The organism is Xylophilus sp. (assembly GCA_009914555.1).
Lineage (GTDB): Bacteria > Pseudomonadota > Gammaproteobacteria > Burkholderiales > Burkholderiaceae_C > WNDY01.
Genome location: WNDY01000004.1, coordinates 129,608 through 141,991 on the forward strand (window position 1 = coordinate 129,608; position 12,384 = coordinate 141,991).

At 71.4% G+C, this 12,384-nt stretch carries 9 protein-coding genes and 1 pseudogene; 5 read left to right on the forward strand and 5 right to left on the reverse strand.

Annotated features, from left to right (window positions below; genetic code table 11):
* Positions 1-74: 74 nt before the first annotated feature.
* Positions 75-755 carry a GntR family transcriptional regulator gene (locus tag GAK38_RS04250; protein WP_325341728.1) on the forward strand — a complete coding sequence of 227 codons (681 nt, stop codon included), beginning with the start codon at positions 75-77 and terminating at the stop codon, positions 753-755.
* Between the two features lie 13 nt (positions 756-768).
* Here GAK38_RS04250 and sbcB read toward each other — a convergent pair whose 3' ends face one another.
* Together sbcB and GAK38_RS04260 are read right to left on the reverse strand one after the other, a co-directional pair.
* A complete protein-coding gene (gene sbcB / locus GAK38_RS04255; protein ID WP_325341729.1) occupies positions 769-2,220 on the reverse strand; it encodes an exodeoxyribonuclease I in 1,452 nt (483 codons plus the stop codon).
* Positions 2,221-2,257: 37 nt separating this feature from the next.
* Complete coding sequence (locus GAK38_RS04260) at positions 2,258-3,286, reverse strand: transporter (RefSeq protein ID WP_325341731.1); 1,029 nt, start codon at positions 3,284-3,286, stop codon at positions 2,258-2,260.
* 180 nt (positions 3,287-3,466) lie between these two features.
* Between GAK38_RS04260 and GAK38_RS04265 the strand changes: the two genes are divergently transcribed.
* The 4 genes from GAK38_RS04265 to GAK38_RS04280 all read left to right on the forward strand — a co-directional run bounded on the left by GAK38_RS04265 (position 3,467) and on the right by GAK38_RS04280 (position 9,382).
* Positions 3,467-4,375 (forward strand): amino acid ABC transporter substrate-binding protein, encoded by a 909-nt coding sequence (locus tag GAK38_RS04265; RefSeq protein ID WP_325341732.1) that lies wholly within the window; start codon positions 3,467-3,469, stop codon positions 4,373-4,375.
* Between the two features lie 329 nt (positions 4,376-4,704).
* Positions 4,705-5,145: a hypothetical protein gene (locus GAK38_RS04270; RefSeq protein WP_325341733.1), complete on the forward strand. Its 441-nt coding sequence runs from the start codon at positions 4,705-4,707 to the stop codon at positions 5,143-5,145.
* 68 nt (positions 5,146-5,213) lie between these two features.
* Positions 5,214-7,484: a putative bifunctional diguanylate cyclase/phosphodiesterase gene (locus GAK38_RS04275; protein ID WP_325341735.1), complete on the forward strand. Its 2,271-nt coding sequence runs from the start codon at positions 5,214-5,216 to the stop codon at positions 7,482-7,484.
* 8 nt (positions 7,485-7,492) lie between these two features.
* Positions 7,493-9,382 (forward strand): sensor histidine kinase, encoded by a 1,890-nt coding sequence (locus tag GAK38_RS04280; RefSeq protein ID WP_325341736.1) that lies wholly within the window; start codon positions 7,493-7,495, stop codon positions 9,380-9,382.
* Between the two features lie 3 nt (positions 9,383-9,385).
* On the opposite strand, the gene GAK38_RS04285 is transcribed toward GAK38_RS04280, so the two are convergent.
* From GAK38_RS04285 to GAK38_RS04295, 3 genes and pseudogenes are all read right to left on the reverse strand, one after another.
* Positions 9,386-10,375 (reverse strand): NAD(P)H-dependent flavin oxidoreductase, encoded by a 990-nt coding sequence (locus tag GAK38_RS04285; RefSeq protein WP_325341737.1) that lies wholly within the window; start codon positions 10,373-10,375, stop codon positions 9,386-9,388.
* Between the two features lie 13 nt (positions 10,376-10,388).
* Entirely contained in the window at positions 10,389-12,182 is a 1,794-nt protein-coding gene (locus GAK38_RS04290) for an acyl-CoA dehydrogenase (protein ID WP_325341739.1), read from the reverse strand.
* Between the two features lie 75 nt (positions 12,183-12,257).
* Positions 12,258-12,384, reverse strand: a pseudogene (locus tag GAK38_RS04295) (electron transfer flavoprotein subunit alpha/FixB family protein); the annotation flags it as partial.

Here is a 12,384-nt window from a genome sequence, read left to right on the forward strand (position 1 = left end):
CGCCATTAACGCATTAATATATTAGTATGTCAATCATGTCTTATCCTACAATCCGGGCTCCATAGCCGCGCCCGATGAAAACGATCTCCAAGCTCGACCGCACCCGCCAGGCCGGCCCGCAAGTCTTCGACTGGCTGCGCGAGGCCATCATTTCGCTGGAATTGGCGCCGGGTACGCCGTTGTCGCGCGCCGAACTGGCCGAACGCTTCGACCTGAGCCAGACCCCGGTGCGCGATGCACTGATCCAGCTGAGCCAGGAAGGGCTGGTGGACATCTTTCCGCAGCACGCGACGCTGGTCAGCCGCATCGACCTGCCCTCGGCCGAGCAGGCGCAGTTTCTGCGCTGCGCGATCGAGTTGGAGGTCGTGCGCACGCTGGCGCTGGCGGGCGACGCGGCGCTGAGCGCGCGGCTGGCCGCGCAGGTGGACGTGCAGGCCGCGCTGGCGGCCGGCGAGCGTGAGGAATTCATCGCGTCGGACCAGTCCTTCCACCGCACGATGTACGAGGCCGCCGGCGTGCCCGACCTCTACGAACTGGTGCGCCGGCGCAGCGGCCACCTGGACCGGCTGCGGCGGCTGGACCTTCCCTCGCCCGGCAATGCCGAGCGCGTGGTGCGCGACCACCGCCGCATCGTCGAGGCCATCGCCGCATCCGACCCTGACGCGGCCCAGGCCGCGCTGCGGACCCATCTGTCGGGCACGCTGGGCCGCGTGGCCGACATCCGGGCGCGGCACCCGGACTATGTGACCGCCTGAGGTCTGCGCCCCCTCAGCGGTCCGGCGCGATCATCTCCACATATTCGTAGAGCGCGCCGAGCACCTCCTCGGCGCGCTCATCCAGGTCGTCCGCCTCGCCGAGCCGGTCGATCTCCTCGGACAGCGCATCGATGGTGCGGGCGCCGCCAACGCCCTCGAACAGGCGCGCTGCGCGGTGCGTCTCCCAGCGCGCGGCCTCCTCGGGCGTGAGGGTGCCGGGGAAGTTGCGCGCCCGGTAGCGCCAGACCAGTTCCTCCAGCCGAGCATCGTCGAAGCCGGTGCGGGCCGCCGCCAGTTCGTCGGGCGCGAGCGTGCGCAGATGCTCCAGCCGGCGACGGTCGGCGTTGCCGACGAAGCCGCCGTACAGGTCCTCGTCCACGTCGAGCGGGCCGACAGCCTCGCGGCGGTAGACCTCGGCCCAGAGCGCCGACAGGTCCGGCAGCGCCGCGGCGTGGGCCGCATTCGCGAGCGCTGCGGCAACGTCGAGCTGCCAGCGCGAGGCCATGCCGGCCGACAGCGTGCGCAGGTTGCCCACGACCATCGGCGACTTGTTGACATGCACGCTCTTGATGGGCAGCCGCGCCACGCCCTCGGGCAGGTCGGCGCCGCGGGTGAACAGGCGCTGGCGCACGGCGTCCGCGTCGAGGTCGGCCAGCTCGCGCGGGTCGTGCGCGAGGTCCCAGGCCAGGATCTCGTTGCGGTTGGTCGGATGGCTGGCCAGCGGCCACATCACGGCCAGGCAGCCGCGTTCGGCCGGGAACATGCCCGACACATGCAGGAAGGGTTTGCCGGCGCCGACGGCCGTCGGCAGGCCGAGCTCGGCCGCGACCTCTTCCTTGCGCCGCAACCGGAGCGCGAAGTCGAACAGCCGCGGCTGGCGCTCGCGGATCAGCCGGGCCAGCGCGATGGTGGCGCGCACGTCCGACAGCGCGTCGTGCGCCTGTTCGTGCAGCAGGCCGTTGGCCCGGGCCAGGTCTTCGAGCTTGAAGCTGGGGCTGCCGTCGGCCTTCTTCGGCCAGACGATGCCCTCGGGCCGCAGCGCGTAGGTCAGACGCACCACGTCGAGCAGGTCCCAGCGGCCGCAGCCGTTCTGCCACTCGCGCGCATACGGGTCGCGCAGGTTGCGCCAGAACAGGAAGCGCGTGACCTCGTCGTCGAAGCGGATGGTGTTGTAGCCCACGCCGATGGTGCCGGGCGCGGCGAGCCGGGCCTCGATCTCGGCGGCGAAGCGGTGCTCGGGCACGCCGTGCTCCAGGCAGTACTGCGGCGTGATGCCGGTGATCAGGCAGGATTGCGGGTCCGGCAGGTAGTCGTCGGCCGGCTGGCAGTAGAGCATCAGCGGCTCGCCGACCTCGTTGAGTTCGGCATCGGTGCGGATGCCGGCGAACTGGCTGGGCCGGTCGCGGCGCGGCACGGCGCCGAAGGTTTCGTAGTCGTGCCAGAAGAAGCTGATCTCGTCGCTCATATAGGGCGGCAATGTAACCGAGCCCGGGGCGCCGGAATCACTGGTCCCGGCGCCCCCGGAACGACAGCCAGGCAGCCACCGCGGTGAAACTGGCGACGACGGCCACGAGGATCCAGAATCCGTGCGGATTTTCGGCCAGCGGGATGCCGCCGACATTCATGCCGAAGAGGCCCGCGAGGATGTTGATCGGCAGCGCGAGCACCGTCACCACCGTCAGCACGAACAGGCTGCGGTTGATGTCCTCGTTGATCGCCGCGGCGATCTCTTCCTGCAGCAGCTTGATGCGCTCCTGCAGCGAGGCCATGTCGCGCAGCACGACCGAGAACTCCTCGGTGGCGCCGTGCAGTTCCTGCGCATCGGCCGGCTGCACCCAGCCCGGCGGATGCTGCAGCAGGCGGAACAGCGCGGCCGGCTCGGGCGCCAGCAGCCGCTGCAGCCGCACCAGCAGCCGGCGCAGCACGCCCAGGCGCGCACGGCGGTGCTGCAGGCGGCCGGCCAGCAGGGCGTCCTCGATGTCGTCCACCTTCTGCGTCACGCCGCGCACGATGCCGACCAGCACATCGGCCTGCGCGCGCATCAGGCGCTCCAGCAGTTCCACCGGCGAGCGCAGCACCGCGCCGGCGCGGGCCAGGGTGCGCAGGCCGTCGACCGAGCGAAGCTGGTGCTGGCGCGCGGTGACCACCAGCCGCGGTCCGACCGCGATCCAGAGCGTGGCGATGTCGCCGGGCTCGAACGAGAAGTCGAAGTGCACGTCGTTGACCACGGCGGTGAGCCAGTCCTCGCCAGCCCGCTCGATGCGCGTGGAATGCAGCCCTTCGCGCAGCATCGCGTGGAATTCTTCGGGCAGGCCGGCATGGCGCTGCAGCCAGCGGGTCGAGGCCGCATGGGCCAGGTTGAAGTGCAGCCAGACGAAGCCGCCGCCTTCGTCGCCCTGGCGCAGCCAGTCCTCGGCCTCGCGCGAGCCGATCGGCGCAGCACCCGCGCCGGCGGCGAAGCGGTAGCCGCAGACCAGCCCTGCGGCGTCGGCCCCGTAGGCCGGGGCATCGGAAGAAGCGTCGTGGGCCATGCGGCGCAGGGCGTGCGGTCGGGCAGTCGATCAGCGGAAAATGGCGGATCATCACAGCGTCCTGTGTCAGGGGGATGACAGCTCTGCCGTTCCAACCGACAACGGGACAAGGGCTTGCCGCCGATGGCAGCATGCGCCCTGCCCGCGTCCATCGCCTCCCCTCCACTTCCCGCACCTGCCATGATCCCGTTCCGTATCCGCATCCCGGCCCTCTTCTGCCTGCTGGGCCTGGCCTGCAGCATCGCCGCCGCCCAGCCGGCCGCGCCCGCCGACACGCTGTCGCGCATCCGCGAGACGCGCAGCATCACGCTCGGCGTGCGCGAGGCCGCCCGGCCGTTTTCCTACCTCGACGCCGGCAGGCCCGTGGGCTATTCGGTGGACCTGTGCCTCGCCGCCGTGGAGGAGATCAGGCGCGAACTCAAGCTGCCCGAGCTGAAGGTGCAGTACCGCACCGTCAGCGGACCCGAGCGCGTACCGAAACTGGTGGCCGGCGAGATCGACCTCGAATGCGGTTCCACCACCAACACCCGCGCCCGCCAGGCGCAGGTGGATTTCAGCTACACCATCTTCGTCGCGTCGATGCGGGTGCTGAGCCCGAAGGGCGCGCGCGTCGATGCGGTCAAGGATCTCGCCGGCCTGCCGGTGGCGCTGAGCAAGGGTACGACCTCGGAGAAGCTGTTCAACCAGCTGGGCGTGAGCGAAGTGAAGATGCAGGCGCAGACCTTCGCCAGCAACGACGAGGCCTTCCAGGCGCTGAAGGACGGCAGGGTCCGCGCGTTTCCGCAGGACGACTCGCTGCTGCTCGGCCTGGCCGCGCGCGACGGCGTGCAGGACCGGTTCGCACTCAGCGGCATGGCGTTCTCGGTCGAGCCCTACGCGATCATGCTGCGCAAGGGCGACGCCGCGCTGGGCGCCGTGGTGGACCGCACGCTGGCCCGCCTGTATTCGAGCGGCGACATCAACGCCATCTACCGGCGCTGGTTCGAGACGCCGACCCTGCAGATCCGCCAGAGCAAGCTCACGCGCGACAGCTTCGTGCGGCCGAACAAGGAGGCCGGCGTGGCCATGCTGCTGGGGTATTCGCTGTAGCGCCGCCGCGCTGCCGCGTCGTTGTTTTGCATCAACGGCGCGGTGGCGGTCACAGAGGTTTGCGGCGGCGTTTCCTAGACCCGCGGCACAACGATGCCTCTCCCCTGCACACCTCGACCGAGGATCCGCCATGCGCCTGCCCTCACCCTCGCCCTGCTCCGCCGGCCGCGTCGACCTGGCGCAGCGCGTCCGCGAAGCCGGCGAGTGGTGATGGCCGCGCGGCGGATGCGGAAATTTTTGCATCCGCGTCCACGACTCGCGGTTTGCACCTACATCTTCTTACGGCTGCGCTTCTTAGACTTCGGGCCATGCATCCACCGGAGCCCGTGATGAACCTTTCCCGACTGCGGCCGCGCACCGCACTTGCCGGTCTGGCCCTGGCGACCGCGGCGCTGTCGCTCCCCGCCTGGGGCCAGAGCGCGGAATTCCGCCGCGGCTACGACCAGGGCTACCGCGACGGCTTGGCCGCGGCCCAGCAGCAGCAGGGCGGCTGGCGCCCCGGTCCGCCGCAGGGCTGGCGCGCCGGCGGCATCTCGATCGTCGAGGCGCACTACGGCGCCCAGGGCAGCTACTGCGATGCGGCCCCGGCGCTGCGCCACGCGCTGGCCGGCCCGCAGGCCGGCGGCGGCGTGCTCGCCGACAACGGCCTCTGCGGCGATCCGGCCGCCAACCGTCCCAAGGCCCTCACCGTGGTCTACAGCTGCGAGGGTCGGCCGCCGCAGCGCGCCACCGTGCGCGAGGGCGACGTCTTCTACTTCGACTGCCGCTGAGCGGCGGCAGCAGCGGACCGCATACGCAACAACCCGACCGCCGGGCCGCACGCACAGGGGTAAGCCGCATGCCCAGCCAGCCACCGCATCTCGCAGATTCCGATGCCGCTGGCACTGCGTTTTCCTTCGCCGCAGAAACCGACGCGGCGGCCCCCGCCGACGGCGCGCCGCTGCTGCCGGCCTTCACCATCCTCACGGCCGACGACGATCCGCAGTTCCAGGCCGGGCTGCGGCTGGCGTTGCAGCACTACCGCTTCCAGTCCCGCCCGGTCGAGCTGATCGCCGCCGGCTCCGCGGCCGCCGCGGCCAAAGTGCTCAGCGAGCGAGACGATATCGCGCTCATCATCCTCGACGTGGTCATGGAGACCGACGACGCCGGCCTGCGGCTGGTGCGCAGCGTGCGCGAGTTGCTCGGCAATGCTGAGGTCCGCATCGTGCTGGTGACCGGCCAGCCCGGCATGTCGTCGATGAAGGCCTCGCTCGACCTGCTGGACATCAGCGACTACTGGCTCAAGACCGACCTCACGATCGACCGCCTGCACGGCATCCTCACGAGCAACCTGCGCACCTGGCAGCAGATCCGCGCGCTGGGCCGCGCCCGCAAGGGCCTGCAGGCCATCGTCGAGGCCGGCAACAGCCTCAACCGCGCGCGCGGCCTGCGCGACTTCTCGCAGCGCCTCATGCACGAGATGGCCCGCCTGCTGCGGCTGGAGCCCGACGGGCTGGTCTGCGTGCAGGAGGACCCGGCCGTGCCGCCGCTCGCCGCCCACGTGGTGGGCGCGGCCGGCCGCTTCGCGCCCACCATTTCCGAGCCGCTGGCCGCGCTGCAGGACACTGCCATCCGCGACCTGCTCTCGCGCAGCCTGGCCGACCGGGCCAGCATCGACGCCGACGGTGCGCAGGTGCTGTTCTTCGCCGGCAAGCACGACGGCGGGCCGCATGCCGCCGCCTACATCGCCACCCGGCGCGCGCTCGACGCGACCGAGCGCGAACTGCTGCGCGTGTTCGCCACCAACATCAACACCGGCCTCATCAACGTCTCGCTGGCCAGTCGGCTCGACCGCATCGCGTACGAAGACGCACTGCTGCGCATGCCCAACGGCAATGCGCGGATGCGCGCGCTCGAAGGCGCGATGGACATCGCCGCGCCGCGCCGGCGCGCCCTGCTCCTCGTCGACCTGGACCAGTACTTCCAGGCCTGCCTCACGCTCGGCATGGAACAGGGCGACCTGATGCTGCACAAGCTCGCGCTGCGGCTGCGCACGACCTTCCCGCCGCCGTGCCTGGTCGCGCGATTGCAGGACGACACCTTCGCCATCCTCGGCGACAGCGAACTGCTGCGGCCCGAGCGCGTCAACCAGCTCGAATCGGCCGACCCCGAGAACCCGACCCATCCGCCCTTCTTCAGCCTGGGCGCGGCCCGCATCGACCTCGACCTGTTCGATGGCTCGGCCCGCGAGGCGCTGACCATCGGCACGCTGCTGCTCAAGCGTGCGCGCTCGCAGGGCCTGAGCCAGCTCGCCGAGTACGTGCCGGGCATGGAGCGCGAGAACGACCGCCGCTTCACCCTGTCGCGCCAGCTGTTCAACGCGCTCCACATCGGCCAGATCCGGATCGAACTCCAGCCCCAGGTGGAGCTGGAGAGCGGCCGCATCTGCGGTGCCGAGGCGCTGGCGCGCTGGACCCGGGCCGACGGCACCGAGGTCAGCCCGGCCGACTTCATCCCGGTGGCCGAGGCCAACGGCCTGATCGTGCCGCTGGGCCGGCAGGTGATCGAGTTGGCCTGCCAGGCGCTGGCCCGGCTGCGCGACGAAGGCCATCCCCGCACCACCATCGCAGTCAACGTCTCCACACTGCAGCTGGTGCGCCAGGGCTTCACCCGCGAACTGCTCGACGCGGTGGCCCGCCACGGCGTGACGCCGCAGCAGCTGGAGATCGAGATCACCGAATCGGTCGCCATGGGCGACCACCAGTCCGACGGCGCCATCCTGCGCGGCCTGCGCGAGGCGGGCTTTCCGATCGCCATCGATGACTTCGGCACCGGCTATTCGTCGCTGGGCTACCTGCGCACGCTGCCGATCACCACGCTGAAGATCGACCGCTGTTTCGTCGCCGAGATCGGCGTGGTGCCGGTGGAGCACGAGATCGCCGACATGGTCATCCGCGTGGCCCAGCGCATGGGCCTGAAGGTGCTGGCCGAAGGTGTCGAAACCGCGGCCCAGCTGGCCTGGCTGCGGGAGCGCGGCTGCCACCTGGCCCAGGGCTACTTCCTCGGCCGGCCGGCGTCGCTCGACGACTTCGTGCGGCGCCTGCGCGCCCCGGGCCAGCCCCGGCCGTGAACGCGCCCGTGGCACCCTCCGATGCGTTGTCGGCCTGGCGCACCGATGGCCGCGGACGCATCGCGGCCCTCGTGCTGCCGTGGCTGCTGCTGTTCGGCATCGGCGCACCGCTGGCCTGGAGCGAACTGCACAGCGCGCTGGAGGCTCCGCTGACCAGCGACCGTGACGACACCGTGGCCGAGGCCGCCGGCATCATCGCGAGCACCCTCGACAACCTGCGGCGCGACGCCGTCTTCCTGGCCGACCTGACCGGCCGCCTCGGCGACGAAGGCATCGACGCCGGCACGCCGGCGGCCAGCCTGTTCCTGAGCTTCGCCGGCACGGCGCAGACCTACGACCAAGTGCGCTGGCTGGGCCCGTCCGGCCGCGAATGGCTGCGCGTCAACGCCCGCGCCAGCGGCCCGGAACTGGTGCCGCCGCAGGACCTGCAGGACAAGGCGGCCCGTCCCTACTTTCGCGACGCGGCGAAGCTGCCGGCGGGCAGCGTCTACTACTCCGAACTCGACCTCAACGAGGAATACGGCCGCGTCGAGGAGCCGCACCAGCCCATGCTGCGGGTGGCGACGCCGGTTGCCGGCCGCGGCGGGCCGCTGGGCGTGGTCGTCATCAACTACAAGGCGGCGCGGCTGCTCGACCGGCTGGCCTCGCTGTCGGCCCGGCAGGGACTGGAAGTCTATCTGGCCAACTGCGCCGGCTACTGGCTGCGCGGCCCGCGCGCGGCCGACGACTGGGCCTGGCAGCTGGGCCGGCCGGGGGCGTCGCTGGCACGCAGCCAGCCGGCGCTCTGGCAGGCCATGCAGGCCGCCGACCACGGCGAGGTGCGCGGCCCGCTGGGCGACTGGGCCTTCCGCCGCCTGCGACCCGCCGGGCAGAAGGGCGCCGCCGGCGCGCTGGACCTGTACCTCGTGGTGCACACGGCGCCGCAGAAGCTGGCCTGGCTGGGCTGGCGCTCCAAGCTGGTGATCGGCACCGTGATGGCCGGCGCATTGCTGCTGGCCGGCTGGCACCTGCGCACGCTGCTGCGCAGCATGCGGGCCGAGCACGACCGCATGCGCGAGCTGCAGGCCGCCCACCACGCGCTGCTGGAGACCACCGGCAACCTGCGCGCGGTGCAGGCCGATCTGACCCGCTCGGCCCGGCTGTCGTCGCTCGGCCTGATGGTGGCCGGCGTGGCGCACGAGCTCAACACGCCGCTGGGCAGCGCGACCCTGGCGCTGAGCGCTGCCCGCAACGGGCTGGAGGTGCTGGCGGCCCGGCTCGCCGCGGGCCTCAGGCGCTCGGACCTGGACCGCTTCCTGGCCGACAGCGACGCGGCGCTGGGCCTGGCCGAGCAGGCGGTGCGGCGCTCGGCCGGCATCGTGCAGCGCTTCAAGCAGGTGGCGGTGGACCGCACGACGATGGAACGGCGCCGCTTCCTGCTCGACGAGGCCGTGCTCGACGGCGACCCGCGCCTGCGCCGCTGGGACCCGGCGGACCCGATCGCCCTGCGGCTCGACCTGGCGCCCGGGCTGGAGATGGACAGCTACCCCGGCCCGCTGGAGCAGACCGTCTCCAACCTGGTCGACAACGCGCTGGCCCATGCGTTCGGCGACCCGCCGGCCGGCCGCATCGCCATCACGGCCCGCGCGGACGGCGACGACCACGTGCTGCTGTCGGTGGAGGACGACGGCCGCGGCATACCGCCGCAGCTGCGCAGCCAGGTCTTCGAGCCGTTCTACACAACGAACCGCCACCGCGGCGGCACCGGCCTGGGGCTGCACATCGTCCACCAGCTGGTGAGCGAGGTGCTGGGCGGCAGCATCGCGGTGGAAGGCGCCAGCCCCGATGGCGGCACCCGGTTCACACTGCGGCTGCCACGGAACGCGCCGCAGGCAGTCCCATATACTCCCGCCACATAGGTTCTATAGCGAGCTACACTCACCCGCTGCCAGGCTATACCCCTCGGTCACGCGGCGGCGCGCGGCTTGGTACTCGCGTTCGAGCCGCGCGACCAGCCCAGCCACGCTGGTCACCTCGTGGATGGCGCCGATACCCTGGCCGCTGCCCCAGATGTCCTTCCAGGCCTTCTTGGCGTCGGGGCCGAAATTCATCCTGCCCGGGTCGCTCTGGGGCAGGTGCTCCGGATCCAACCCCGCGGCCCGGATCGACGCGGCCAGGTAGTTCCCATGCACGCCGGTGAACAGGTTGCTGTAGACGATGTCGTCCGAGCTTCCATCGACGATGGCCTGCTTGTAGGCATCGCTGGCCCGCGCCTCGTGCGTGGCGATGAAGGCCGAGCCGATGTAGGCGAAGTCAGCGCCCAGCGCCTGCGCCGCCAGCACCGCGCCGCCGGTGGCGATGGCGCCGGACAGCGCGAGCGGCCCGTCGAACCACTGGCGGATCTCCTGCACCAGCGCGAACGGACTGCGCGTGCCGGCATGGCCGCCGGCGCCGGCGGCCACGGCGATCAGGCCGTCGGCGCCCTTGTCCACCGCCTTGCGGGCAAAGGTGTTGTCGATCACGTCGTGCAGCACCAGGCCGCCATAGGCATGCACCGCGTCGTTCACATCGGCGCGCGCGCCCAGCGAGGTGATGACGACCGGCACCTTGTGCCTGGCCACCAGGGCCAGGTCCTGCTCCAGCCGCTCGTTGGAACGGTGGACGATCAGGTTGATGGCGAACGGCGCCGAGAGCCTCTCGGGATGGGCCCGGTCGTGGGCCGCGAGCGCCTCGGTGATCTGGTGCAGCCATTCGTCGAGCTGCGATGCCGGCCGGGCGTTGAGCGCCGGCGTGGAGCCGATCACGCCGGCCTTGCACTGCTCGATGACGAGCTGGGGGTTGCCGACGATGAAGAGCGGCGCACCGATGACGGGCAGCGGGCGGCCTTGCAGAACGGCGGGAAGTCGGGACATGGTCTGCTTTCTCCTAGAACGCGTCGATGGGGAAGTCGATGACGCTGGCCGCGCCATCGACGATGGCGCTGCGCAGCGCATCGGCCCGGCCGAGCACATGGTCGGCATAGAAGCGTGCCGTCGCGATCTTGGCGCGCAGGAAGGCCGCGTCGCCCCCGCCGGCGGCCAGCAGCCGCTCGGCCGCCAGCAGCGCCCGCGCCAGCTGCCAGCCGGCCACGAACTGACCCGCGAGCAGCAGGTAGGGGACCGAGCCGGCATGGACCTCCGCGGGATGGGACTTGCCCTGCGCCACGGTGAAATCGACCACGGCCAGGAAGGCTTCGCGCGCAGCGCCCAGCCGCGCCCGCACCGTGCGTGCGGCCTCGCTGCCGCTGGCGGCCAGTTCGGCCTCGGTCGCCTCCACCTGCGCCGCGATGGCCTGGGCCGCGCGGCCGCCGTCGCGCACCGTCTTGCGGCCGACCAGGTCGTTGGCCTGGATGGCCGTCGTGCCCTCGTAGATCGGCAGGATGCGCGCATCGCGGTAGTGCTGGGCCGCGCCGGTCTCCTCGATGAAGCCCATGCCGCCATGCACCTGCACGCCGGCCGATGCCACCTCGACGCCGGCCTCGGTGGCGTAGCCCTTGACCAGCGGCACCAGGAATTCGTAGTACGCCTGCTGCTCGCGCCGCACGGCCTCGTCGGCATGGCGGCGGGCCAGGTCATGGGCCGCCGCCGCCGCGATGGCCAGCGAGCGCGCGCCCTCGACATGCGCGCGCATGGTCAGCAGCAGCCGGCGCACGTCCGGATGGTGCACGATGGGCGCGCTGCCGGGCGCCGAGCCGTCGACCGGGCGGCCCTGCACGCGGCCGCGCGCATGGGCCACGGCCTGCTGGTAGGCCCGCTCGGAGACGGCGACGCCCTGCACGCCCACGGCATAGCGGGCCGCGTTCATCATGATGAACATGGTCTCCAGGCCGCGGTTCTCCTCGCCGACGAGATACCCCACCGCCCCGCCCTGGTCGCCGTACTGGAGCACGGCGGTCGGACTGGCCCGGATGCCGAGCTTGTGCTCGATGGAGACGCACTGCACGTCGTTGCGCGCACCCAGCGAACCGTCGCCGTTGACCAGGAACTTCGGCACCACGAACAGGCTGATGCCCTTGACCCCTTCGGGCGCGCCGGCCACGCGGGCCAGCACCAGGTGCACGATGTTCTCGGCCAGGTCGTGCTCGCCGTAGGTGATGAAGATCTTGGTGCCGAAGACCCGGTAGGTGCCGTCGCCCTGCGGCTCGGCCCGCGTGCGCACCAGGGCCAGATCGCTGCCGGCCTGCGGCTCGGTCAGGTTCATGGTGCCGGTCCAGCGGCCGCTGACCAGGTTGCGGAGGTAGGTCGCCTTGAGCTGTGGGCTCCCGGCGGTGAGCAGTGCCTCGACGGCGCCATCGGTCAGCAGCGGGCAGAGCGCGAAGCTCAGGTTGGCGCTGTTGAGGATCTCGGCGCAAGCCGCGGCGATGGTCTTGGGCAGGTCCTGGCCACCGTAGTCGGCCGGATGCTGCAGGCCCTGCCAGCCGCCTTCGGCGTACCGGCGGTAGGCCTCCTGGAAGCCCGGCGTGGTGACGACGGCGCCGTCCTTCCAGGAGGAGGGATGGCGGTCGCCGGCCCCGTTGAGCGGCGCGATCACGCCCTCGTTGAAGCGGGCGCATTCCTCCAGCACGGCGCGGGCGGTGTCGAGGCCGGACTCCTCGAAGCCCGGCAGTTGCGCGATCCGGTCGATGTGCGCCAGATGCTCGATGTCGAACAGCAAGTCCTTCAACGGTGCGGTGTAGCTCATCGGGTCTTGTCTCCAAAAAGAAAAAAGGGCACCGCAGTATGCGATGCCCTTGCGCGCCCCGGTGGCACGCAGGTGTCAGAGCGCCTTTTCCAACTCCGGCACGGCGACGAACAGGTCCCCCACCAGCCCGTAGTCGGCCACCGAGAAGATCGGCGCCTCCTCGTCCTTGTTGATCGCCACGATCACCTTCGAATCCTTCATG

Excerpts from the sequence above, each read along its gene's own strand:
- GAK38_RS04250 (WP_325341728.1), top strand. The coding sequence starts at position 75 with ATGAAAACGATCTCCAAGCTCGACCGCACCCGCCAGGCCGGCCCGCAA.
- sbcB (WP_325341729.1), bottom strand. The coding sequence starts at position 2,220 with ATGAGCGACGAGATCAGCTTCTTCTGGCACGACTACGAAACCTTCGGC.
- GAK38_RS04260 (WP_325341731.1), bottom strand. The coding sequence starts at position 3,286 with ATGGCCCACGACGCTTCTTCCGATGCCCCGGCCTACGGGGCCGACGCC.
- GAK38_RS04265 (WP_325341732.1), top strand. The coding sequence starts at position 3,467 with ATGATCCCGTTCCGTATCCGCATCCCGGCCCTCTTCTGCCTGCTGGGC.
- GAK38_RS04270 (WP_325341733.1), top strand. The coding sequence starts at position 4,705 with ATGAACCTTTCCCGACTGCGGCCGCGCACCGCACTTGCCGGTCTGGCC.
- GAK38_RS04275 (WP_325341735.1), top strand. The coding sequence starts at position 5,214 with ATGCCCAGCCAGCCACCGCATCTCGCAGATTCCGATGCCGCTGGCACT.
- GAK38_RS04285 (WP_325341737.1), bottom strand. The coding sequence starts at position 10,375 with ATGTCCCGACTTCCCGCCGTTCTGCAAGGCCGCCCGCTGCCCGTCATC.
- GAK38_RS04290 (WP_325341739.1), bottom strand. The coding sequence starts at position 12,182 with ATGAGCTACACCGCACCGTTGAAGGACTTGCTGTTCGACATCGAGCAT.